21 protein-coding genes and 1 tRNA gene are annotated in these 24,229 nt (G+C 69.6%); 14 read left to right on the top strand and 8 right to left on the bottom strand.

Annotated elements, in window-relative coordinates; all coding sequences use genetic code 11:
• The 7 genes from ACZ432_RS08360 (at window position 1) to ACZ432_RS08390 (ending at window position 8,836) form a co-directional block, all read left to right on the top strand.
• Complete coding sequence (locus tag ACZ432_RS08360; RefSeq protein WP_426962789.1) at window positions 1-2,925, top strand: DNA-directed RNA polymerase subunit A'; 2,925 nt, start codon at window positions 1-3, stop codon at window positions 2,923-2,925.
• Entirely contained in the window at window positions 2,918-4,144 is a 1,227-nt protein-coding gene (gene rpoA2 / locus ACZ432_RS08365; protein ID WP_426962735.1) for a DNA-directed RNA polymerase subunit A'', read from the top strand. Before ACZ432_RS08360 ends, rpoA2 begins: the two co-directional genes overlap by 8 nt.
• Entirely contained in the window at window positions 4,144-4,563 is a 420-nt protein-coding gene (locus ACZ432_RS08370) for a NusA-like transcription termination signal-binding factor (RefSeq protein WP_426962734.1), read from the top strand. The genes rpoA2 and ACZ432_RS08370 overlap by 1 nt, the downstream gene beginning before the upstream one ends.
• A 660-nt stretch (window positions 4,564-5,223) precedes the next feature.
• Window positions 5,224-6,105 (top strand): DUF7537 family lipoprotein, encoded by an 882-nt coding sequence (locus tag ACZ432_RS08375; protein ID WP_426962733.1) that lies wholly within the window; start codon window positions 5,224-5,226, stop codon window positions 6,103-6,105.
• Between the two features lie 187 nt (window positions 6,106-6,292).
• Window positions 6,293-6,721: a 30S ribosomal protein S12 gene (locus ACZ432_RS08380; protein WP_058367409.1), complete on the top strand. Its 429-nt coding sequence runs from the start codon at window positions 6,293-6,295 to the stop codon at window positions 6,719-6,721.
• Window positions 6,718-7,356: a 30S ribosomal protein S7 gene (locus ACZ432_RS08385; protein ID WP_426962732.1), complete on the top strand. Its 639-nt coding sequence runs from the start codon at window positions 6,718-6,720 to the stop codon at window positions 7,354-7,356. The genes ACZ432_RS08380 and ACZ432_RS08385 overlap by 4 nt, the downstream gene beginning before the upstream one ends.
• Before the next feature lie 112 nt (window positions 7,357-7,468).
• Window positions 7,469-8,836, top strand: coding sequence for a PQQ-dependent sugar dehydrogenase (locus ACZ432_RS08390; protein WP_426962731.1), 1,368 nt, complete (start codon window positions 7,469-7,471; stop codon window positions 8,834-8,836).
• A 46-nt stretch (window positions 8,837-8,882) separates the two neighbouring features.
• Here the strand turns inward: ACZ432_RS08390 and ACZ432_RS08395 are convergent, their stop codons facing one another.
• Window positions 8,883-9,614 (bottom strand): DUF5781 family protein, encoded by a 732-nt coding sequence (locus ACZ432_RS08395; protein WP_426962730.1) that lies wholly within the window; start codon window positions 9,612-9,614, stop codon window positions 8,883-8,885.
• 44 nt (window positions 9,615-9,658) lie between these two features.
• Window positions 9,659-11,359: a molybdopterin-dependent oxidoreductase gene (locus tag ACZ432_RS08400; protein WP_426962729.1), complete on the bottom strand. Its 1,701-nt coding sequence runs from the start codon at window positions 11,357-11,359 to the stop codon at window positions 9,659-9,661.
• A gap of 145 nt (window positions 11,360-11,504) precedes the next feature.
• On the opposite strand from ACZ432_RS08400, the gene ACZ432_RS08405 reads away from it, so the two are divergent.
• The 6 genes from ACZ432_RS08405 (at window position 11,505) to ACZ432_RS08430 (ending at window position 18,131) form a co-directional block, all read left to right on the top strand.
• Window positions 11,505-13,694: an elongation factor EF-2 gene (locus ACZ432_RS08405; protein ID WP_426962728.1), complete on the top strand. Its 2,190-nt coding sequence runs from the start codon at window positions 11,505-11,507 to the stop codon at window positions 13,692-13,694.
• A 744-nt stretch (window positions 13,695-14,438) separates the two neighbouring features.
• Window positions 14,439-15,017: an amino acid-binding protein gene (locus ACZ432_RS08410; RefSeq protein WP_426962727.1), complete on the top strand. Its 579-nt coding sequence runs from the start codon at window positions 14,439-14,441 to the stop codon at window positions 15,015-15,017.
• Window positions 15,014-15,982 (top strand): homoserine dehydrogenase, encoded by a 969-nt coding sequence (locus tag ACZ432_RS08415; RefSeq protein WP_426962726.1) that lies wholly within the window; start codon window positions 15,014-15,016, stop codon window positions 15,980-15,982. Before ACZ432_RS08410 ends, ACZ432_RS08415 begins: the two co-directional genes overlap by 4 nt.
• A gap of 258 nt (window positions 15,983-16,240) precedes the next feature.
• A complete protein-coding gene (gene tuf / locus ACZ432_RS08420) occupies window positions 16,241-17,506 on the top strand; it encodes a translation elongation factor EF-1 subunit alpha (protein WP_426962725.1) in 1,266 nt (421 codons plus the stop codon).
• Window positions 17,507-17,509: 3 nt separating this feature from the next.
• Window positions 17,510-17,818, top strand: coding sequence for a 30S ribosomal protein S10 (gene rpsJ / locus ACZ432_RS08425; protein ID WP_058367404.1), 309 nt, complete (start codon window positions 17,510-17,512; stop codon window positions 17,816-17,818).
• Between the two features lie 241 nt (window positions 17,819-18,059).
• Window positions 18,060-18,131, top strand: a tRNA-Ala gene (locus tag ACZ432_RS08430).
• Window positions 18,132-18,180: 49 nt separating this feature from the next.
• Here ACZ432_RS08430 and ACZ432_RS08435 read toward each other — a convergent pair.
• The 5 genes from ACZ432_RS08435 to ACZ432_RS08455 form a co-directional block, all read right to left on the bottom strand.
• On the bottom strand, window positions 18,181-18,726 hold the full coding sequence (locus ACZ432_RS08435; RefSeq protein WP_426962724.1) for a hypothetical protein: 546 nt from the start codon (window positions 18,724-18,726) through the stop codon (window positions 18,181-18,183).
• Window positions 18,727-18,732: 6 nt separating this feature from the next.
• Entirely contained in the window at window positions 18,733-19,119 is a 387-nt protein-coding gene (locus ACZ432_RS08440) for a DUF7522 family protein (RefSeq protein WP_426962723.1), read from the bottom strand.
• Between the two features lie 85 nt (window positions 19,120-19,204).
• Complete coding sequence (locus ACZ432_RS08445) at window positions 19,205-20,755, bottom strand: sensor histidine kinase (protein WP_426962722.1); 1,551 nt, start codon at window positions 20,753-20,755, stop codon at window positions 19,205-19,207.
• A gap of 89 nt (window positions 20,756-20,844) precedes the next feature.
• The gene (locus tag ACZ432_RS08450; protein ID WP_426962721.1) at window positions 20,845-22,149 is read right to left on the bottom strand and encodes a ribonuclease catalytic domain-containing protein; all 1,305 of its coding nucleotides are present in this window, start codon (window positions 22,147-22,149) and stop codon (window positions 20,845-20,847) included.
• Window positions 22,150-22,246: 97 nt separating this feature from the next.
• Window positions 22,247-22,552, bottom strand: coding sequence for a DUF7562 family protein (locus tag ACZ432_RS08455; protein WP_426962720.1), 306 nt, complete (start codon window positions 22,550-22,552; stop codon window positions 22,247-22,249).
• 177 nt (window positions 22,553-22,729) lie between these two features.
• On the opposite strand from ACZ432_RS08455, the gene ACZ432_RS08460 reads away from it, so the two are divergent.
• Window positions 22,730-23,209 (top strand): RNA-binding protein, encoded by a 480-nt coding sequence (locus ACZ432_RS08460; protein WP_426962719.1) that lies wholly within the window; start codon window positions 22,730-22,732, stop codon window positions 23,207-23,209.
• Between the two features lie 54 nt (window positions 23,210-23,263).
• Here the strand turns inward: ACZ432_RS08460 and rio1 are convergent, their stop codons facing one another.
• Window positions 23,264-24,229 (bottom strand): serine/threonine-protein kinase Rio1, encoded by a 966-nt coding sequence (gene rio1, locus ACZ432_RS08465; RefSeq protein ID WP_426962718.1) that lies wholly within the window; start codon window positions 24,227-24,229, stop codon window positions 23,264-23,266.

The following is a 24,229-nucleotide window of genomic DNA, read 5'->3' on the forward strand; positions in this document are numbered from 1 at the left end:
ATGCAGACACCCAAACAACTCGGCGGCATCAACTTCGGGCTGATGGACCCGGAGACGTATCGCGACATGTCCGCGACGAAGGTCATCACGGCGGACACCTACGACGACGACGGCTACCCCATCGACATGGGGCTGATGGACCCGCGACTGGGCGTCATCGACCCCGGGCTGGAGTGCCGGACCTGCGGTCGCCACTCGGGCTCGTGTAACGGCCACTTCGGCCACATCGAGCTGGCGGCGCCGGTCATCCACGTCGGCTTCACGAAGCTCATCCGGCGGCTCCTCCGCTCGACGTGCCGGGAGTGCGGCAAGCTCTCGCTCACGGAGGAGGAGCGCGCGGAGTTCGCGGACCGCTTCGAGCGCGCAGAGGAGCTCGGCGACGACCCCCACGACGTGCTGAAGGCGGCCGTCCGGCAGGCCCGGAAGGCCTCCTCGTGCCCGTACTGCGGCGAGCCGCAGGCGGATATCAAACACGAGAAGCCGACCACCTACTACGAGGTGCAGGACGTGCTCTCGGGCGACTACTCCGAGCGCATCGCGCAGGCGATGCAGCCGGACGAGGAGAACGACGAGCCCGGCACCACGCCGAAGGAGCTGGCCGAGAAGACGGACATCTCGCTGGAGCGCGTCAACGACATCATGGCCGGCGAGTTCCGCCCGCGGAAGGAGGACCGCCGCGCCATCGAACGTGCACTCGACGTGGACCTCACCGAGGAGGACATGAACAAGCTGATGCCCTCGGACATCCGCGACTGGTTCGAGGACATCCCGGACGAGGACCTCGAGGCGCTCGGCATCGACTCCGAGGACTCCCGTCCCGAGTGGATGATCCTGACCGTGCTCCCGGTCCCGCCGGTGACCACGCGGCCGTCGATCACGCTGGACAACGGCCAGCGCTCCGAGGACGACCTCACGCACAAGCTGGTCGACATCATCCGCATCAACCAGCGGTTCATGGAGAACCGCGAGGCGGGCGCCCCCCAGCTGATCATCGAGGACCTCTGGGAGCTGCTCCAGTACCACGTCACGACGTTCGTTGACAACGAGATCTCCGGCACGCCGCCGGCCCGGCACCGCTCCGGCCGCCCCCTCAAGACGCTCTCGCAGCGCCTGAAGGGGAAGGAGGGCCGCTTCCGCGGCTCCCTCTCGGGGAAGCGCGTCAACTTCTCCGCCCGGACCGTCATCTCGCCGGACCCGACCCTCTCGCTCAACGAGGTCGGCGTTCCCGACCGCGTCGCCACCGAGATGACGCAGACGCTCAACGTCACCGAGCGCAACCTCGACGAGGCGCGCCAGTACGTCCGGAACGGCCCCGAGAGCCACCCGGGCGCCAACTACGTGCGCCGCCCCGACGGGCGCCGCCTGAAGGTGACCGAGAAGAACTGCGAGGAGCTCGCCGAGAAGGTCGAGGAGGGGTGGGAGGTCAACCGCCACCTCATCGACGGCGACATCGTGATCTTCAACCGGCAGCCCTCGCTCCACCGGATGTCCATCATGGCCCACGAGGTCGTGGTGATGCCGTACAAGACGTTCCGGCTCAACACCGTCGTCTGCCCGCCGTACAACGCGGACTTCGACGGCGACGAGATGAACATGCACGCGCTCCAGAACGAGGAGGCCCGCGCGGAGGCGCGCGTCCTCATGCGCGTGCAAGAGCAGATCCTCTCGCCGCGGTTCGGCGAGAACATCATCGGCGCCATCCAGGACCACATCTCGGGGACGTACCTGCTGACGCACACGAACCCCGAGTTCACGGAGACGCAGGCGCTGGACCTGCTGCGCGCCACGCGGGTCGACGAGCTGCCCGAGGCGGATGGCGAGAACGAGCAGGGGCCGTTCTGGACCGGCCGGACGCTGTTCTCGGAGCTGCTGCCGGACGACCTCGACCTGGAGTTCACCTCCTCGACGGGCGACCGCGTGCTCATCGAGGACGGCCAGCTCGTGGAGGGGACCGTCGACGAGGACGCGGTCGGCGCGTTCGGCGGCGACGTGGTCGACACGATCACGAAGGCGTACGGCGAGACGCGCGCCCGCGTGTTCATCAACGAGATCGCGGCGCTGGCGATGCGCGCGATCATGCACTTCGGCTTCTCGATCGGGATCGACGACGAGTCCATCCCGCCGCTCGCCGAGGAGCAGGTCGACGAGGCGATCGACAGCGCCTACGACCGCATCGAGGAGCTGATCGAGACCTACGAGGCCGGCGAGCTGGAGAGCCTGCCGGGCCGGACGGTCGACGAGACGCTGGAGATGAAGATCATGCAGACGCTCGGGAAGGCCCGCGACTCCGCGGGCGAGATCGCCGAGGAGCACTTCGGCGACGACAACCCGGCCGTCATCATGGCCCAGTCCGGCGCCCGTGGCTCGATGCTGAACCTCACCCAGATGGCCGGCTGCGTCGGTCAGCAGGCGGTCCGCGGCGAGCGCATCAACCGCGGCTACGAGGGCCGCACGCTCGCCCACTATCAGGAGGGGGACCTCTCCGCGGAGGCACACGGCTTCGTGGAGAACTCCTACCGCAACGGGCTCACGCCGCGTGAGTTCTTCTTCCACGCGATGGGCGGCCGCGAGGGCCTGGTCGACACGGCGGTCCGGACGTCGAAGTCCGGCTACCTGCAGCGTCGGCTCATCAACGCGCTCTCCGAGCTGGAGGCGCAGTACGACGGCACGGTGCGGGACACCTCCGACACCATCGTGCAGTTCGAGTTCGGCGAGGACGGCACCTCGCCGGTGAAGGTCTCCTCCGGCGACGAGGGCGCCCTCGACGTCGAGGGGATCGCCGACCGCGTCCTCTCCGCGGAGTTCGCGGACGACGAGGAGAAGGAGCGGTTCATCGGCCGCGAACAGCAGCCGACCAACATCTCCGAACACGCCGGGCCGGGCCTTAACAAGGCGCAGGGACTGGGGGTGGACTCCGATGACTGAGTACGACCACGTCACCGACGACATCGAGGCCATCGTCGAGGACACGGACCTCCCGCGGCGGCTGAAGGAGGACGTGTACGAGACCCTCGACGCGAAGGCCGAGGAATACGGCGGGATCTCCAACGAGCAGGCGACCGACATCGTCACCGGCGTCGAGAACCGCTACCTCGAGACGCGCGTCGACCCCCTCGACCCGGTCGGCACGGTCTCCGCGCAGTCCATCGGGGAGCCGGGGACGCAGATGACGATGAACACGTTCCACTACGCGGGCGTCGCGGAGATCGACGTGACCCAGGGGCTGCCACGGCTCATCGAGCTGGTGGACGCCCGGAAGACGCCGGACACGCCGATGATGACGGTGTACCTGGAGGACGAGTACGCCGAGAACCGCGAGAAGGCCCACGAGGTCGTCTGGTCCATCGAGTCCACGAAGATCCTCGCGCTCGGCGACGTCTCCACGAACGTCGCGGACATGCTGGTCCGCATCGACCTCAACGAGGAGACGCTGCTGGAGCGGTGGCCCACCCACGACGACCCGAGCGAGGTCGCCGGCATCGTCGCGGAGACCATCGAGGACGCGCTCGGCGTCGACGCGCGTCAGGCGGGCACCGCCATCGAGTTCGGCCCGGACCAGCCGAGCTACCGCGAGCTGCTCCAGCTGGTCGAGCAGCTCCGCGACGTGGTGTTCAAGGGCATCGAGGACGTCACCCGCGTCGTCATTCGCAAGGAGCAGACCGACGAGGGCGAGGAGTTCGTCCTCTACACCGAGGGGTCGGCGTTCGGCGACGTGCTCGGCATCGAGGGCGTCGACGCCAGCCGTTCCACCTGCAACAACATCCACGAGATCCACCGTAACCTCGGCATCGAGGCCGCCCGCGAGGCCATCATCAACGAGACGATGGACACGCTGGAAGAGCAGGGCCTCGACGACGTGAACGTCCGCCACCTGATGCTGGTCGCGGACATCATGACCAACAACGGCGAGATCGAGTCCATCGGCCGGCACGGCATCTCCGGCAACAAGGACTCGGTGCTGGCACGCGCCGCCTTCGAGGTGACGGTGAACCACCTGCTCGACGCCGCCATTCACGGCGAGCGCGACGACCTCGACGGCGTCATCGAGAACGTCATCGTCGGGAAGCCGGTCTCCATCGGCACCGGCGACGTGGACCTGCGCATGGGCTCGCGGGTCACGGGCTCGAAGCCCGCCGACGACTGATGCGGGTCGAGCTCTCCGACGAGGCACGGCGGTACATCGGCCGGTTCGACGAGCTGACCGGCGTCACGCCGAAGGACTGCCTCGTGGAGGGCGACCGGCTGGTCTTCCTCGTCCCCGCGGGGGAGATGGCCGAGGCGATCGGCCAGGCCGGACAGACCGTCGAGCGCGTCGAGGACGAGCTCGGCAGGACCGTCGAACTCGTCGAGGACGCCGACACCGCGGAGTCGTTCGTCGCGAGCGCGCTCTCGCCCGCGGCCGTCCGCGCGGTGACGCTCTCCGAGCAGAACGACCGCGTGGCGTACGTCGAGGTCGCAGAGAAGGACCGCGGCGTCGCCATCGGCAAGGAGGGGCGCAACATCGACACCGCCCGCACGCTGGCGAAGCGCCACTACGACGTGGACGACATCCAGCTGACCTAGACGCGGACGTTTTTGATCCAGCTTTCCGTTGTGGCCTTTGGGTAGTTCTCGTTTCTGTTGCTGATCCTTCTGAGCTGGACAGTAACGTCCAGAAAGCCCCAGCCGGCTCTCTGTACGATGTTGTTGAAACTGCTGTAGAGCCTGTCACTTGGAACAGCACCACCCAGAAAGCCCCAGCCGGCTCTCGCTACTACGCTGCTGCGTCCATTTCTGTGACTGCTGCTTGAGACAGCACCACCCAGAAAGCCCCAGCCGGCTCGACCCGCCGGGCCTCGCTGCGCGCTCGCGCCTCTCAGCACCGCCCGGCGCGAGTGCTTACGTCGTCCGGGCGGGATCGAGCCGGCTGCCCCTTTCAGTCCCGCCCCGTACCGACCCGCCCTGCACCGCAACTACACCGCAGCCTCACGCCTCCCCAGCCTCGCCGCGGCCGCGGTCGCGCGAACCGCACTGCACCGCTGCGCGACCGCGGCCGCGGGCTCCCTCGCGCGCGTTACTCGCGCGCGCCGACAGCACAGCACCGCAGTGGTGCGGTTCCACGCCGAGTCGTCACCCTGGTGTTGATGGCGGTTAGCGTTTGACGCCCGCGTTCGGATCGTTCGACCGGTTTACGACCGCGAACGGACCCGGCCCCTTTTAGCTCCGAGGGGCATCGCCGTAGCCATGCACCGACGCAGGCTTCTCGCGGGCGCGGCCGCGCTCGCGACGACCGGGTTGGCTGGCTGTTCGAGCGAGGGCGGGGACGGCGAAGACGACGGGACCGTCGAGCCGCCGGAGACGGCGACCCCGTCGCCGACGCCCGTTCCGGCCGAGGACGTCGAGTGGCGCGACGGCGACGCGCTCGCGGCCGAGACGCTGGCGGAGGTCCACGGCGACGCGGTCGTCGAGGCGGGGAGCGTCCGCGTCTTCTCGGAGGCGGACACGGAGTACGGCGGCGAGGAGCGCCCCGACCAGTGGCTCTTCTCGCAGACGTACGACGCCCGGTTCGAGCGCGAGCGCGAGCGGCAGTTCCTCGAACAGGACATCACCGAGGTCGACGAGACGACCACGGCCTACATCGCGGACGGGACCGCCTACTACCGGCTCGCGACGGACGCGGAGACGCGCTACCAGTCGGAGTCGGTCGACCGGACCACCGCGGAGTTCGACGCGGAGATGCGCCGCGAGGCGCTGGCGGGCGTCGGCGGCCTCGACGGCTGGAACCTTACCGTCGACGGCGCGACCACCCGAGACGGCGTCGCGGTGACGCGCTTCACGGCCGACGCGTACGAGCCCGAGCGCACCATTCCCGAGACGGTCGAGTCGGCGGCGGCGACGGTGCTGGTCGACGCTGACGGGGTCGTCCGCCACATCGAGCAGACGTGGGCGGGGACCCACGCTGGCGAGGACGCGACGATCACGATCACCATCGAGTTCGAGGGGATCGGCGACACGACCGTCGCGGAGCCGGGGTGGCTCGACGAGGCGCGGGACGCGACCGGCGGGAGCGACGGCGGGACCGCGACCGAGTCCGCGCGGGTGCGCGGCGACGGCTCGTTCCGGTAACGACCCCTCCGTTTCCGGTCGAGACGGATTCTCCGCGCGGCTTATCGTCCAAGCGGCACGGAGCGACCGTCGAACGGGAAAAGGACGGCCGCAGATCCGTCGAGAGGTACCGCTCGCGGCTTTTGAGACCGTCTCGCTGGACGGGAATGAGGGCGTTTAAGTAGCTCCGTTCGGAAGTACGGGTACGATGGCGAACGGCAAATACGCGGCCCGTCAGCTCAAAAAGGACCGACAGCAGCGTCGTTGGTCCGACACCGAGTACGCTCGGCGCGAGCGCGGGCTCAAGAAGAAGTCCGACCCCCTCGAGGGCGCCCCGCAGGGTCGCGGGATCGTGCTGGAGAAGGTCGGTATCGAGGCAAAGCAGCCGAACTCTGCGATCCGAAAGTGTGTTCGCGTCCAGCTCATCAAGAACGGGAAGCAGGTCACCGCGTTCTGTCCCGGTGACGGCGCCATCTCGTTCATCGACGAGCACGACGAGGTCACCATCGCCGGCATCGGCGGTGCGAAGGGTCGCGCGATGGGCGACCTCTCCGGCGTGAACTACAAGGTGGAGAAGGTCAACGGCGTCGCGATGCTCGAACTGGTTCGCGGGAACGCGGAGAAGCCCGTCAGATGAGCGAGAGCGAGGAGAGCGCCGACGTCGAGGCGCAGGAACCCGAGCCGGACGCGCCGGCCGCCAGCGAGCAGGCCACGGAGAACGCCCTGCTGTTCGGCGAGTGGGACGTCTCGGAGATCGCCTACGAGGACCCGAGCACCCAGCGCTACATCAACGTGACCCCCATCGCGCACACGATGGGCCGTCACGCCGCCAAGCAGTTCAAGAAGTCCGAGATCTCCATCGTCGAGCGGCTGATCAACCGCCTGATGCAGACCGAGGAGAACACGGGCAAGAAGCAGCAGGCGACGCGTATCGTGCGCGACGCCTTCGAGATCGTCCACGAGCGCACCGAGGAGAACCCCGCGCAGGTGCTCGTCACGGCCGTCGAGAACGCGGCCCCGCGCGAGGAGACCGTCCGCCTGAAGTACGGCGGCATCTCGGTCCCGAAGGCCGTCGACGTCGCGCCCCAGCGCCGCGTCGACCAGGCCCTGAAGTTCATCGCGGACGGCGTCCAGAACGCCACCTACAAGTCCGCGACCCCCGCCGCGGAGGCGCTCGCCCAGCAGCTCACCGGCGCCGCCGACTACGACATGCAGGCGTACCCGATCTCCCAGAAGGAAGAGCGGGAACGCGTCGCGGCCGCGGCTCGCTAACGCGGGCGATCTTCTCCCTTCGATCCCTTCTCGACACGCCGAGAGCCTCGGCTCCGGTCGCTCGACCGCGGTCGAACAGTACGCTTTAGCCGCTGCTGATGCAGGGTCGGACATGGACACGAGCCGCCGTCGGTTCCTCGCCGCGACCGGACTCGTCGGCCTCCCGGCCGCCGGCTGCCTCGACGACGGCGCGGGTGTCGCGCCGATCGACGACGAGCCGAGCTACGACCGCGCGGTCACACACGACGGCGAGGCCTGGACGCGGTACGACCTCGACTGGGAACCGCCGACGGCGCCGCCCGACCTCGACGTGACGGTGGAGACGGTGGTCGAGGACCTCGAGATCCCCTGGGACCTGGCGTTCGCGCCGGACGGCGACCTCTTCGTCTCCGAGCGGACGGGGCGGATCGCGCGGTACTCGGCCGACGACCTGGAGACGGTCGCGTCGGCGGACGTGCTCTCGCGGGCGGACGCGGTCGCGCCGGGCGAGGAGGGCGGCTGGTGGGACGCCGGCGGTGAGGGCGGTCTGCTCGGCATCGCGGTCCACCCGAACTACCCCGACGTGCCGCTCGTCTACGCCTTCTACACGCGCGAGACCGACGACGGCGTCGCCAACCGGCTCTCGCACTTCGACGTGGAGGCGCCGGACCCGACCGCGACCGAGACCGTACTGATCGACGACATCCCGGCCGACGACGCGGTCCACAACGGCGCCCGGTTGGCGTTCGGGCCGGCGAGCTACCTCTGGGTCACCACCGGCGACGCGGGCGACCGCGGACTCGCGGCCGACCCCGACAGCCTCGCCGGATCGGTGCTCCGGCTCGAACCGGACGGGAGCGCCCCCGCGGACAACCCGGCAATCGAGGGCGGCGACCCTCGCGTGTTCACCTACGGGCACCGGAACCCGCAGGGGATCACCTTCCTGCCGGACGCGACGCCGGTGATCACGGAGCACGGCCCCGGCTCCCGCGACGAGGTGAACGTGCTCCGCCCCGGCGCGGATCACGGCTGGGGCCCCGAGGAGGGGGGCTCGTTCGCCCGCGACGGGGACACCTATCCGGAGACCGACTACGCGCGCCCGGTCGTCAACACCGGCCCCTCGGAGACGTGGGCCCCTCCCGGCTGCGTCTTCTACACCGGGGACGCGGTCCCGTCGTGGCGGAACCGGCTGGTCGTCGGCGGGCTCTCCTCACAGCGGATCAACCTCGTGACGGTCTACTCGGCGGGCGCCGAGACGCCTCCGACCGCGACCGCGGACGGGGGGACGGAGGGCGTCCGCTACGACGCCGACTGGATGGACGGCGACTACGACGCCGTCGCTCATCGGGCGCTGGCAGACGAACTCGGTCGGATCCGACACGTCGAACAGGGTCCCGACGGCGCGCTGTACGCGATCACCTCGAACCGGGACGGTCGGGCCCACCAGGACCGGTTCCCGCGGCCGGGCGACGACCGGCTCGTGCGGATCGGGCCGGACTGAGCGATGGACGTGCGCGGAAAGTGGACACGGCGCTCTGAGGGACCCGTCAGACCGCGTAGGCTCGCGTCGCGTCGACGAGCGCTTTTCTGTAGTCGCTGGTAGAGGGGTCCGGGCCGAGCGCGCGGAACCGCCGCTTGAACGCCGCCACGTCGACGCCGGGCGCGTCGCTGCCGGCCGCGCGCGCGAGGTCGTAGATGCGGTGGTCGCGGTCCGCGAGGTCGTGCCGCTCGACGAGCGCGAGCGCGAAGGCGGCGTTGACGGCGGTGATCTCCGGGTCTGCGCCCTCGCCCGCCGGTTCGGTGCCGGGACGCGGCGGCGTCGGCCGGTCGGCGACCGCGGTCGCGAGCGTCGACTCGAGGAAGCCGAGCAACTTGTCCGGCGGGGTCACCGCGAGAGTGATGTCGTCGGCGTAGATGTCCTTCATGTGGTTCGCGATCTGGTAGCAGTGCGCGAGCTTCCGGCGCTCGACGGACTCGCCGGCGAGCCCCAGGTACAGCGCCTCCTCCGTCGACTGGACGTGGGAGGGGTGGTCCTCCTCGTGGCGCGCCATGTGGGCGAACTCGTGGACCGCCAGTTCGCGCGCCATCGCGCTCGTGGCCGCGCGTCTGGAGACGTTGAGCACGTGATGGTCCGGGTAGTGGCCGGCCCACGTCCGCTCGTCGGGGTCCTCGCGCACTCGGACGTGTACCGGGTCGGACAGCGAGAACTCCGTCTCGAACAGGTCGGCCGCGCTCAGGAAGGGGTCCGGGGGCACGTCCCCCTGCACGCGTATGTCCATGTGTGATGTTGGCATGGGTGGGGCGAATAAGTCTCTTGCGTCGATCACTCCCGGGCCGCGTACACGTCACGGGAGACCCAGCCGGTCGCGCCGCGCGGGAACGCGCCCGACTCCTCGGCTGACTGGACGGTGCCGTCGGCCTCCACGACCCGGGCGGTCACCGCGTGTTCGCTCGGGTCGGCGTACTCGTGGCGCCACATCCGCCACGCGTCGTCGGCGGGGTCCGAGGCGGGCGCCCCGCTCGCGGGCGTCGCTCCGGGGAGCGGTTCGGACAGGTCCGCGGTCGTCCACGTCTCGCCGCCGTCGGTCGACACCTCGACGCGGTCGACGCCGCGCGTCCCGGCGTAGGCGTGACCACCGACCAGCACGCGGGCGTCCGCGTCTCCGCCGCCGTCCTCGCCTTCGGCGTCGTCGCGGCCGGGACCGTCGGGGTCGCGCGTCACCGTGTGAATCTTCGCGACCGTCTCCACCGGACCGCTCCCGTGCCAGCCACGCTCCTCCCAGTAGCCCGTCGCGGGCTCCTCGCGGACCTCGATGTCGGTCACCCACTTGACGTTGATCTCGCCCCAGTGGCCCGGGATCAGCACCCTGACGGGCGCACCGTGAGCCTGCGGGAGCGGCTTGCCGTTCATCCCCCACGCGAGGAAGCCGCGCTCCAGCGCCGCACGCGGGAACGCGTGGTAGTAGCCGTCGGCGGCCTCCAGCCGGACGCAGCACTCCTCGCCCGTCCCGACCTCGTCGAGGATCGGCGCGAGGGGCGTCCCGGTCCAGAGCGCGGTGTCTATCTTGTACCCGTTCAACCCGTCGCCGACACACCGAAGCGTGACGAACCGGTGCTCGGTCGGCCGGCCGGTCACGTCCGCGTAGTCGAGCGTCGTCGGCTCGTCGACCGCACCCCCGACCGACAGCGACCACTCCGCCTCGGAGATCTCCGGATCGTCGGTCAGGTTGATGTCCACCTTGTAGAACCCCCGGGAGACGAGGGGGTCGACCGCGTCGAAGTCGAAGCTCCGCCGCTCGGCGCGGTCCAGAAGCGCCAGTACGAGCGGATCGTCCACGCCGTTCCGCGGGTCGTTCGGCGACCGGTCGGCGGGCGCGAAGTCGCCGCGTCGGGACGCCGCCAGCCCGCTCGCGGCGAGCGTGCCCGCGAGGACGCCGGCCGAGCGGAGGACCGGTCTCCGCTCCGAGGCGCTCGTCTCCGCGCCGTGATCGTTCGCCCCGGGACCGTCCTCGGCGCCCGACCCCGCTCCGCCGGCGACCGCGCTCCGGCCCGCGGCGGTCGTCGCCGCGGCCGCGATCCCGGCTCCCGCCCCGGAGCCGACCGACCCGGCACCCAGCACGACGAGTCCGCCGGCGAGGAGTCCGACCGCGAGGGCGGCGACGGCGCGGGCGACCCGCGAGACGCTCCGGCCGGTCCGGTCGTCCTGCCCCGTCCCCGGCCACGCCCGATCGACCGCGATCGTCGCGAACAGCGCCGACAGCGTCAGCCCGACCGCCGCCAGCACCGTCGCACCGATCAGCAGGAGCGGCTGCGCGGCGTTCCCGAGCGTCGTGATCCCGTACGCGAAGACGGCGTCGGGGAGCACGCCGAGAAGTCGGTCGGCGACCGCGGCGCCCACGAACGCCTCGGAAACTCCCGCGACGGCGAAGGAGCCCGCGACCGCGGCCGCGCCGGCACACGCCGCGACGAGCGCGGCGGTACGGGAGGGGAGCGGGACCCTGGCGCTTCCCCGTGATCCGTGCATACGTGTACCACGGAACTGCGCCGGGATGTATCCGTCGCCGTGCGAGCGATACTCACGATACGTCCCGCGAGGTGGGCGATTCCGGCCGAATCGCCGGGAACGAAACACTACCCTTTTGACCCCGCTAACGGTAGTGGAACGCATAATGGGCCGACGAAAGAAGATCGTGCAGGAATGTGAACGGCTGATGGACAATCCGGAGCACATCCGGAACATCGCCATCGCCGCTCACGTCGACCACGGCAAGACGACGCTCTCGGACAACCTGCTGGCCGGCGCCGGCATGATCTCCGAGGACACCGCGGGTGAGCAGCTCGCGATGGACACGAAGGAGGACGAGCAGGAGCGTGGGATCACCATCGACGCGGCGAACGTCTCGATGACCCACGAGTACGAGGACACCAACCACCTCATCAACCTGATCGACACCCCCGGCCACGTCGACTTCGGCGGCGACGTCACCCGCGCGATGCGCGCGGTCGACGGCGCGCTGGTGGTCGTCGACGCCGTCGAGGGCGCCATGCCCCAGACCGAGACGGTCCTCCGGCAGGCGCTCCGCGAGGGCGTCAAGCCGACCCTGTTCATCAACAAGGTGGACCGCCTCATCTCCGAGCTCCAGGAGGGGCCCCAGGAGATGCAGGAGCGCCTGCTCGCGGTCATCAGCGACGTGAACGAGCTGATCCGCGGCATGGCCGAGAACATGGACGACATCCCGACCGACTGGACGGTCTCCGTCGAGGACGGCACCGTCGGCTTCGGGTCCGCCCTCTACAAGTGGGGCGTCTCCATGCCCTCGATGCAGCGCACGGGGATGGACTTCGGCGACATCATCGACCTCGAGCAGGCCGACAAGCGCGACGAGCTCCACGAGCGGACGCCGCTGTCGGACGTCGTGCTCGACATGGTCTGTGAGCACTTCCCGAACCCGGTCGACGCCCAGCCCCGTCGTGTTCCGCGCATCTGGCGCGGCGACGCGGAGTCCGAGCTGGCCGAGGACATGCGCCTCGTCAACGAGGACGGCGAGGTCGTCTTCATGGTCACGGACATCTCAATGGACCCGCACGCCGGCGAGATCGCGACCGGCCGCGTCTTCTCCGGGACGCTGGAGAAGGGCCAGGAGCTGTACGTCTCCGGGACGGCGGGCAAGAACCGCCTCCAGAGCGTCGGCCTCTTCATGGGGTCCGAGCGCGAGGAAGTGGAGCGCGTCCCCGCCGGCAACATCGCGTCCGTCACCGGACTGCGTGACGCCATCGCGGGCTCGACCGTCTCCTCCGTGGAGATGACGCCGTTCGAGTCGATCGAGCACATCTCCGAGCCGGTCATCACGAAGTCCGTCGAGGCGAAGAACATGGACGACCTGCCGAAGCTCATCGAGACGCTCCAGCAGGTCGCCAAGGAGGACCCGACGATCCAGATCGAGATCAACGAGGACACGGGCGAGCACCTCATCTCCGGGCAGGGCGAGCTCCACCTCGAAGTGATCACCCAGCGCATCCGCGACAACCAGGGCATCCCGGTCATCACCGGCGAGCCGATCGTCGTGTTCCGCGAGCAGCCCCAGCAGGAGTCCCGCGAGGTCGAGGGGCAGTCGCCGAACCGCCACAACAAGTTCTACATCACGGTCGAGCCCCTCTCGGAGGACATCGTCGACGCGATCCAGCTCGGCGAGGTCTCGATGGACATGCCCGAACTGGAGCGCCGCGAGGCGCTGCAGGAGGCCGGCATGGACAAGGACACCTCCCAGAACGTGGAGGACATCCACCGGACCAACATCCTCATCGACGACACGAAGGGGATCCAGCACCTCAACGAGACGATGGAGCTCGTCCTCGAAGGCCTGCAGGAGGCCCTCGACGACGGCCCGCTCGCGGCCGAGCCGGTCCAGGGCGCCCTGTTCCGCCTCCACGACGCGAAGCTCCACGAGGACACCATCCACCGCGGTCCCGCGCAGGTCATCCCGGCGGTCCGCGACGCGGTCCACCGCGCGCTGATCGACGGCGAGGTCCGCCTGCTCGAACCGATTCAGGACGTCCGCATCGACGTGCCCTCCGAGCACATGGGCGCTGCCTCCGGCGAGATTCAGGGTCGCCGCGGCCGCGTCGACGACATGTACCAGGAGGGCGACCTCATGGTCGTCGAGGGCATCGCGCCCGTCGAGGAGATGATCGGGTTCTCCTCCGACATCCGCTCCGCGACCGAGGGTCGCGCCTCCTGGAACACGGAGAACGCCGGCTTCCGCGTCATGGCCGACAACCTCCAGCGCGAGCAGATCATGGACATCCGCGAGCGCAAGGGCATGAAGCTCGAGCTGCCGCAGTCCATCGACTACATCTAGAGTCGACCTTTTTCTGCGTCGGGTTCGCGCGCCGCAGGCGGCGCGCTCACCCGTCCTTGAAAAATGTCGATCAAAAAGGGGCCGCGGTCGGCGCTGCGGGCGCTTCTCGCCCTCGCGCCGCCGCGGTTCCTCGTGCTCGACCACACAGCACCTCGACCTTTTTCTGCGTCGGGTTCGCGCGCCGCAGGCGGCGCGCTCACCCATCCTTGAAAAATGTCGATCAAAAAGGGGCCGCGGTCGGCGCTGCGGGCGCTTCTCGCCCTCGCGCCGCGGTTCCTCGTGCTCGACCACACAGCACCGCGACTGCCCAGCACCGCAATCGCCCAGCACCGCAATCGCCCGGCACCGCGACCGCGGGTACAGAAAAGCTCCCGCGCGGCGGCCACCGTCGATCGGTTCGGACAGAAACCCGTTCCTCGAGCGTTTCTCTCCGGTTCGCGTTTCGTCGTCGTCGTTCGTCGTCGGCCCGCCGTGACCGCCATTCCTCGAGTCGTGGTGGGACCGAGCCGACCGCGTGTGTGACCGATCTTCGGGGGAGGCAACGCATGCCCAGGTCGAAGCTTTATCCCGCCTGCCGTCCGACGGTTCGAGTATGCACACGGGCACGACTCCCGTTCGGTGCGTCGGCACGGAGCCAACGAGCGACCGCTCCGCGCCGACAACAACAGGAACGCGTGCCCGCCGGCCCGCCCGGCACGGACGGCGCGGACCGCTTCGAGCGACGCTCCCCCCGGAGGTGGCGGCGTGAGCGCCGACGGGTCCGACGCCGTCGAGCGCGGCCCCGACGCCGAAACGGACGGCGGGCGGGCGGCCGTCTCGACCCACACCGTCCGACTGGAGCTCGTCGACGAGCCCGGACAGCTGCTGGCCGCGCTCCACCCGATCGCCGACAACGGCGGGAACCTGCTGTCCATCTACCACGAGCGGGGCAACAAGACCCCGCGCGGGCACATCCCCGTCGAAGTGGACTTCGAGGCGACCGAGGAGCGCTTCGAGGGCATCGTCGACGCGCTGCGCGCCGAGGGGATCAACGTGATGCAGGCCGGCACGGAGCGGTACGCCGAGGAGCTCGTCCTGCTCCTGGTCGGCCACATCATCGATACCGACCTCTCGGACACGCTCAAGCGCATCGAGGAGTGTGCGTCCGCGTCGGTCGCGGACGTGTCGCTCGCGGCGCCGAAGGGGACCGAAGAGGCGTCCAGCGCGCGCCTCCGGCTCCAGACCCGGGCCGGAGAGACGACCGCGGCGCTGGACGCGGTCCGGTCGGTCGCCGACGAGAAGGGCTTACACGTCGTGGAGCCGCTCGCGGGAGGTGAGGCGTGAGACTCGCCGTCGTCGGCTGCGGCGCCGTGGGGCGCTCGGTCGCCGAACTCGCGGGCGATTACGGGCACGAGGTCGTCGCCGTCGCCGACTCGCGGGGCGCCGCGGTCGACGAGGACGGCCTCGCCGTGGCGGACGCCCTCGCCGAGAAGGACGAGACCGGCGTCGTCGGCGGGGCGGACCCGGCGGACGCGCTCGCGGCCGACTACGACGCGCTCGTGGAGGCGACGCCGACGACGCTCGGCGACGCGGAGCCGGGCTTCTCGCACGTCCGCACGGCGCTGGAGCGCGACCGGCACGCCGTCCTCGCGAACAAGGGGCCGGTCGCCGAGCGGTTCCGCGAACTGGCGGCGCTCGAGGCCGACTCCGGCGGATCGGTGCGGTTCGAGGCGACGGTCGGCGGCGCCATCCCCATCGTCTCCACGGTCGAGGACTGCGGCCCCGCACACGTCACCGCCGCGCGCGGCGTGCTCAACGGCACCGCGAACTTCATCCTCAGCCGGATGGCGGCGGAGGGGCTCGACTACGAGCACGTCCTCGCCGAGGCGCAGGATCTGGGCGTCGCGGAGGCGGACCCAACCTTCGACGTGGACGGCACGGACGCGGCGCTGAAGTGCGTCATCCTCGCGAACGTGCTCTCGTTCGGTGCGGTCGACGACCCGGCCGACGCCGACGACTTCGCGCTCGCGGACGCGGAGGTTGAGGGGATCCGGAACGTCCCCGGGAGCGCGCTGGAGCTCGCGGCCGAGGACGGCCGCACCGTCCGGCTGGTGGGCGAGGCGACCCGCGAGGGCGTCCGCGTCGGGCCGCGACTCGTTCCCGAGAACGGAACGCTCGCAGTGACGGGGACCCAGAACATCGTCCAGATCGAGACGAGCCACGCCGGCCGGCTGAACGTCTCCGGTCGCGGCGCGGGCGGACCCGAGACCGCGAGCGCGGTGCTGGCGGACGTGGGCCGGCTGCAGTAGGCGGAGCGGTACGGACGTGGGCCGGCTGCAGTAGGCGGAGCGGTACGGGTCACGGCACGCGCGCGCCCCGCGACCCCCCGTCTCGCGGCCGTCGTCGCCGCATTCTGCCGCCTCGACGGGGACGTGTTTGCCGGCATCGTGTGTCGTGTTGGCATAAACCGCCAGACGTGGTCGGGATGGGCTGTGGTGCGTATCGAAACCGTTTTAGTGGAATCAACCGAAAACATCCTCACAGAGCGCCTTAGCGCGTGATTACCCATGAGTGACAAACCGCACCAGAATCTGGCCATCATCGGCCACGTCGACCACGGCAAGAGTACGCTCGTGGGCCGACTCCTCTACGAGACGGGGAGCGTCCCCGAGCACGTCATCGAGCAGCACCGCGAAGAAGCCGAAGAGAAGGGCAAGGGCGGCTTCGAGTTCGCCTACGTGATGGACAACCTCGCCGAGGAGCGCGAGCGTGGTGTCACCATCGACATCGCCCACCAGGAGTTCGACACCGACAAGTACTACTTCACCATCGTCGACTGTCCGGGCCACCGTGACTTCGTGAAGAACATGATCACGGGCGCCTCGCAGGCCGACAACGCGGTGCTCGTCGTCGCGGCCGACGACGGCGTCGCGCCCCAGACCCGGGAGCACGTCTTCCTGGCTCGTACCCTCGGTATCAACGAGCTCATCATCGGCGTCAACAAGATGGACATCGTCGACTACGATGAGGACAAGTACAAGGAGGTCAAGTCCGAGGTGCAGGACCTCCTCAAGCAGGTCCGCTTCAACGCGGACGACGCCAAGTACATCCCCATCTCCGCGTTCGAGGGCGACAACATCGCGGAGGAGTCCGAGAACACGGACTGGTACGACGGCGAGATCCTCCTGGAAGCGCTCAACAACCTTCCGGAGTCCGAGCCGCCGACGGACGCGCCGCTGCGGCTCCCCATCCAGGACGTCTACACCATCTCCGGCATCGGGACCGTCCCGGTCGGCCGTATCGAGACCGGCGTTCTCGCGACCGGCGACAACGTCTCCTTCCAGCCGTCGGACGTCGGCGGCGAGGTGAAGACGGTCGAGATGCACCACGAGGAAGTGCCCAAGGCCGAGCCCGGTGACAACGTCGGGTTCAACGTCCGCGGCATCGGCAAGGACGACATCCGTCGCGGCGACGTCTGTGGTCCGGCCGACGACCCGCCGACGGTCGCCGAGACCTTCCAGGCGCAGGTCGTCGTCATGCAGCACCCGAGCGTCATCACGGCCGGCTACACGCCGGTCTTCCACGCGCACACGGCGCAGGTCGCGTGTACCATCGAGTCGATCGACCAGAAGATCGACCCGTCCTCGGGTGAGGTCGCCGAGGAGAACCCGGACTTCATCAAGTCCGGCGACGCCGCGGTCGTCACCGTCCGCCCGCAGAAGCCCCTCAGCATCGAGCCGTCTGGCGACATTCCGGAGCTCGGCAGCTTCGCCATCCGCGACATGGGTCAGACCATCGCGGCCGGCAAGGTGCTCAGCGTCAACGAGCGATAATCGATGCAGCAGGCACGCGTCCGCCTCGCCGGCACGAGCCCCGAGGACCTCGACGACATCTGCGACGACGTCCGCGAGATCGCGGACTCGACGGGGGTCTCCCTGTCGGGCCCGATCCCGCTGCCGACGAAGACGCTGGAGATCCCGTCCCGCAAGTCCCCCGACGGTGAGGGGACGGCAACGTGGGAGCACTGGGAGATGCGCGTCCACAAGCGTCTGATCGACATCGACGCGGACGAGCGGGCGCTTCGCCAGCTCATGCGCATCCAGGTTCCGAACGACGTCAGCATCGAGATCGTTCTCGAAGACTAAGCGCTAGGGCGCAGCTCGCGTCTCGTTTCCTCTTTGTTTTCGCACTCGCCAGCGGTTGCGCTGCCGGCGGTCGCCTCACCTGCAAGTCTCCCCGCCCGCACGTCGTCCCGTCCGCGGTCGCGAGATACGATGGCGGCCGCGTCGCGTCCCCGCCCCCGACCGCCGTGCGGTGCCGAGTCGCACACGGCGTGGCGAAAGGTAAGGTACAAGTACGGCGGTCGATTTGCTGTAAACGCAGCGCGGGCTCGTAGATCAGTGGCAGATCGCTTCCTTCGCAAGGAAGAGGCCCGGGGTTCAAATCCCCGCGAGTCCACTAACGTTTTCGGTGGCTTCGAAGGAACTAGACGCCCGTCCGGCGATCGCTACTTATCGTCCCGCAATTCGGCTGGTCTCGTATCGGCGCTCTCCTCGTCGAGTTCCTCACCGTCGAGTCGCCTGTACGTCGAGTCGGTGGGGCCGACGACCCCGGCGGTCGTGTCGTAGTCGACTCGGCGGCGGAAGGCTTCGAAGTCCGCCTCCGCGCAGTAGCCTCGCTGCGGGATCCGGACGGAGAACCCGTTGTAGCGGTCGACGGCGACGGACACCTCCCTCACCGCAGCCGGATCCACCCAGTCCGCGAGTGTCGCGGCCAGCGCGTCGGCGTCTCCTCCCTCCAGCCGGTCGCAGTCGAAGCCGGCGAACCGGTGTAGCGCGCCCGTTGCGGGCGTGTACGTGCAGACGCCGCGACGAACGAGGTCCGGCAGTCGCGGTCGCGTTCGGCCGTCCGGCGTCGTCGGGATCCCGGCGTCGCCGTCCGCCGCGTCGCGGAGTCGCAGGACGTGCTCGACGGCGTCGTCGACGAGCACCGCGTCCGGCTCCTCGAGGCGGATCGCCTCGAGGAAGTTCGCGAGCGTCTGGACCGTGGTCATCGCGCGTTACTGCCGCTCGCCGACGATCTCCTTCCAGCAGTCCTCGATGAAGGAGTGGAGCTGCGTGCCGACGGTGCGGTCGAAGGTGGCGACGACGCCGCCGCCCTCCCAGCCGGGGAACTGGAAGGCGTAGGCGTTCTCGAACACCTGCACGGTCGAGAGCTGGCGGCCGAGGGTCGACTGGTTCATCCCGCTCGTGTGCAGGCTCTCGTGGATGTCCCACGCGGCGGTCGCGAACCGGTCGAAGTCCCCCGTCTCGTACTCGCCGCGCAGGTCCTCGCGCATGTGCACCACCTCGTGGTCGTCGCGTTCGTAGACGAACACCGCCCGGAGCTGCCGGTCCAGGCGCTCGCGGCAGTACCGGGTGAGCGTGCGTGCGGCGTCTCGTTTCACGCACCTCGGATGGGGGCGGACGCGTATATATCCCGGTCCCGTGCGGTCGGCCTCGGGTTCTGGGGGGTGTCGCCGGGGGCGCCCCTCAGGCGTGCTCGACGCCGCGGAACTCGAAGCGTGCGCCGCCGTCCTCGGCCGCGGTCAGCGCGACCTCCCAGCCGTGAGCGTGGGCGATCTCGCGCACGATGGCGAGCCCGAGCCCGGTCCCCTCCGCGTCGGTGGTGTGGCCGAACTCGAAGACCGACTCGCGGTCCTCGATGGCGATCCCCGGGCCGTCGTCGGCGACGGCAAAGCCGTCCGGGAGCGCGTCGACGGTGACCGTGACGTCGCGGCCGGCGTGATCGATGCTGTTCCGGAAGAGGTTCTCGAACAGTTGCTGGAGCCGGTCGGGGTCCGCCCTGACCGTCGGCGCCGCCGCGACCCGGAGGCTGGCGTCGCCCACGTCGACGTGTTCCCACGCGCGTTTCGCGACCGCCTCGACGGCGACCGTCTCGGGCGATCCGACCGTCTCGCCCTGTCTGGAGAGCTCGAGGAGGTCCGCGATCAGCCGGTCCATGCGGTTGTGGGCGGAGGCGACGGCGTCGAGCCGCTCGCTGGCGGCCGCCGGGTCGCCCTCCTCTAGCGCCGCGCCCGCGAGCTCGACGTTCCCGCTCGCCACCGAAAGGGGATTTCTGAGGTCGTGCGAGACCACGGAGGCGAAGCGTTCGAGGCGGTCGTTTTGCCGCTCCAGCTCGTCGGTTCGGCGCTGGAGCCGCTCCTCCCTGTCGGTGCGGTCGAGCGCCACCGCCGTGGTCTGCGCGAGCAGCCGCGCGACCGTGAGGTCGAGCTCGTCGAACGCGTTCGTGGACGGGCTCCCGACGTTCATCACGCCGTGGTCGCCGATCGGGAGGATCAGCTCGCTGCGGATCTGGGTGGTCTCGTTGTGACGGTCGGGAACCTCTCGGAGGTCGTCGTACCAGCGGTCAGTCCCGCTCTCGTAGACCTCCCACGAGAGGCTGTTCCCGTGGGTGTAGGTCGGGGGGTCGCCCAGCAGCTCGCCGCCGATCGCGGTCACGGCGACCGGCTCCAGCCGCTCGCCGCGCTCGTCGACGAGCCAGATCCCCGTGATGAACAGGCCGAGCACGTCCGCGGCGATGTCGACGGCGCGATCGCACACCTCCTCGTGGGTTCCCCCCTTGAGCAGTTCGTCCGTCGCGCGCTGGAGCGCGGCGATCAGGTCCGCGCGCCGCCGCCCGCGGACGTCGTGGACGCCGACCACCAGCCCGGCGGCCGCGCCCAGCGTGGCCAGGTCGACCGTCAGAAAGAACGCCTCGTCGAGCACCTCCCCTTCCCGGAGTTGGTGCAGGAACACGAACGCGGTCAACACCGCCGTCGCGACGCTCCCCACGACCGTCCAGCCGAGCACGCGCCGCCCGTACGGGCGGGCGTACCCCTGCCGGCCGAACCAGACCGCGCCGCCGACGATGGCGACCGAGACGGTGACCGGAAACAGGGCCGCCGTGAGCGTCGGGAGCAGCGCGCCCCCGTGGATCAGGACGTGATAGCCGTGGACGAGCAGGAACGCGACGCCGACGAGTCCGACTCCGGCCGCCGGTCCGCTACTGGCGCGTGACCGGCGTTCCTGGAGTCGTTTCATTCAGTAAATACCTTTGTCGCGATCACCATAGATTTGCCCTTCGCGGCGCTTCGCGGGGCGACAGCTGGCTCGGTCGACGAGTGGCCCCGTCAGACCGCGTAATCCGCGTCCTCCGGGTCCTCGACGATTTCGAGGCCGCGGTTGTTGACCGCGTAGGCGTCGACGCCGAGCTCCTCCATGAACTGCTTGTAGAGCCGTTCGGCCGTCTCGCCGTCCTTCTGCTTGTCCGAGGCGCGGTCGCACAGCTCCACGAGGTTCTCGGGCACGTCGTTCTCGTGGACGATCCAGTGGTTGATCAGGTCCGAGAGCCGGCGGATGGGCGAGGTGAAGTGACCGTAGATGTCGAAGTTGAGCGCGTGGTGGCCGCCGAAGGGGTCGTTCATGTACTTCGCTCGCGGCATCACCTTGAGCACGGCGCGCTGGATCTTGTTGAGCTGGCGCTCGGGGGACTCCTCCAAGGCGGCGTTGACCGCCTTGCGGGGGTCGTCGCCCCACGCCTCGCCGGGGATGGAGACGCCGTTCAGCTCCTGTATCTCCTTGAGCGCGTCGTTCCACTGGTCGGGCGTGGGCTGGGGGTGAACGCGGTACATCGCCTCGACGCCGCGGTCCCACATCAGGGTGTGCGTCACCGCCTTGTTCGCCTTCAGCATCGACTCCTCGATGATGGTGTGGGCGCGGTCGCGGCGCGGGTTGAGGACGAGCGAGCCGTCCGCCTTGCGCTGCTCGTGCATGCGGTCGGCGAGCTCGAAGGCCAGTTGGTTCTCCTCGCCGAGCGGGAGCGAGGGGTCTTCGAGCCGGTTTTCACACTCGGTGTAGGTGAGCCGCTCGTCGGAGTTGATGACGGACTTGTAGATCTCGATGTTCTCGAACGAGAGCGTCTCGTCGTCGATCTCCATCTCCACGGTGTGTGCGAGCCGGTCCTCGTTGGGGACCAGCGAGCAGACCGTCTCCGCGAGCACCGGCGGGAGCATGTGGATGGTGTAGGCCGGCAGGTAGACGGTGTTGGCGCGCTGGACCGCCTCCTCCCACATCGACGTGTCCGGGTTGACGTAGTGGGTCACGTCCGCGATGTGGACCCACAGCCGGTAGGCGTCCTCCTCGCGCTCGATGGAGATGGCGTCGTCGAAGTCCTGTGCGTCGACCGGGTCGGTCGTCCACGTGGTCAGATCGCGGAGGTCGCGCCGCTCGTCGACCTCGTCTTGGATCTCCTGTTGGACGCCCTCGGTGCGCGTTTCGGCCTCGCGAAGCACTTCGGCCGGGAACTCGTCCCGGATCCCGAACTCCTCGAACAGTTCCTCGCGCTTCTCCGCCAGCTGCTCGGCCAGCTCCGGCGTCACGGTCACCGGACCCTGGTCCTCCGCGGAGCCCTGTTTCGGCTCCTCGTCGTCGCTCATACCGGGTCAAGGCGCGTCGGGTAGAAAGGCGTGTCGGGGGGCAGGTTCTGGCCCAGGCTCCCGGGACGACGCGGGGGAGCGGCCGATCGCGTTCGGTCTACCGGTCGGACTCCGACTCCGCGGCGTCGGCGCGGTCGCGCACCGCCTCCGCGTACCGCCGACAGAACTCCGCCCGGGAGAGACCGTCCGCCTCGACGGCGACGAGCAGCGACTCCAGCCCGTCCCGCGGTTGGAGGCACAACTCGTCGTGACAGTCCGTACAGAGATGCTCGAACTGTTTGTCCGTTCGGTCCCAGCGGTCGCCCTCCTTATCGTACTCGCGGGCTTCCTCGCGGAGCACGACCGTTCCACAGGCGATACACACCACCGTCGTCCGGTCCCGGGACCGCCCGGAGCGCCACATAGACGGGAGCAGGGGAGCCCGGCACTTAGCGTTTGGTGCGGCGGCTGACGCACGTCCGACGCAGGTCGTGCGTCGGCTCCGCCCGGCCTCGCGCGTTCCTCGCTGCACCCCGTCCGACCCGGTTCCCCCGTCCCCCGAATGAGGCGATTTATCCGCCGGCCGGCCGAGAGAGGAGGTATGCAGGTGAAGTCCCGCCACCACCTCCGAAGCGACGAGATCGACGAGATCGCCGCGGCGCTCCGCGACGGGCTCGGCGTCGAGCTCTCGGGTGACTCCTTCGAACTCGTGGAGCTTGCCGACTCCGCGTTCGACCTCGTGTTGGTCGACGGCGAGCCGCTGGTCTTCTACGTCGACGACGAGCCGTTCCTCACCGTCCGCGGCGCCAACGAGCACGAGCTCGAGTCCGGCGTCGTCACGGTCGACGCGGGCGCGATCTCGTTCGTCTCCGACGGCGCCGACGTGATGCGGCCGGGAATCACGACCGCCGACGAGGGGATCGAGGCGGGCGACCTCGTCGCCGTCGCGGAGGAGACGCACGGCAAGGTGCTGGCGATCGGCCGCGCGCTCGTCGACGGCGACGAGATGGCCGGCGACAGCGGGAAGGTGGTCGAGTCGATCCACCACGTCGGCGACGACCTCTTCGAGTTCTCGGTGTAGCGGGATCGATGCTTCGAGGGGCGCCGCTCGACGCGAGGCGGCGGCCGCCGACCGCTACTCGTCTCCGCCGTTCACGTCGCCCGGGAGGTCCGCCGCGTCGGCCGCCGGCGCCGGCTCGACCGCGGTGACGTACTCCCGGAGGTCGGCGGCCGTCACGTCCAGCCCCTGTCGGCGGAAGAAGGCGGCCACGTTCTCGCAGTCGCGGTCGAGGTACTCGCCGGCGTTCGGGTGATGAACCGTCGCCGCCTGCCCGAGGTCGATGATCACCAGTTCGCCGTCGTGGATGATCATGTTGTACTCGGAGAGGTCGCCGTGGATCAGGCCCGCGCGGTAGAGCCGCTGCATGTACTCGCGGACGACCTCGTAAGCGGTCTCGGGGTTCTCGACGCTCACCTCGGAGAGCCGCCGTGCGCGGTCGTCCGCGTGACCCACGAGCTCCATCACGAGGACGTTCCGCTGGACGGCCAGCGGTTCGGGGACGCGGACGCCCGCCTTCCGGGCGCGTTCGAGGTTGGCGAACTCCTTGCGCGTCCACGCGAGGACGGTCGCCTTCTTGTCGGAGCCGATCCCCTCGAAGCGAGGGTCGCCCTCCAGGTACTCGCGCATCTGCCGGAAGTCGGAGGCGTTGATCCGGTAGATCTTCACCGCCACTTCGCGGTCGCCGCCCCGTCCCTCGCCGCGGTCGTCGGTCGCGGCGGCGTCGTCGGCGGTGTCGGGGTCCGCGCGTCGGCCGCCCAGCGCCTCGAAGACGTGCGCCTCCTTGCCCGTGGAGACGGGGCCGCCGAAGGCGGCGATGTACCCGTCCTGTACGAGCTTGTACAGCGCCGCCAGCGTCGCGTCGTCGAACACCGCGCCCTCGACCTTGAACTGGTCGGCGTCGGTGATCCGGTCGCGGAACTGCTCGAACTCGCGGTCGCGCTCGCGGGCGATGCGGTCCGCCTCGGTGTCGGAGACGTCGATCCGCTCCCACTCCTCTGCGGGGTCGTCCGCGGGGTCGAGCAGGCCGAACTCGCCACTCAT

It is taken from the genome of Haloparvum alkalitolerans (genome assembly GCF_055381565.1).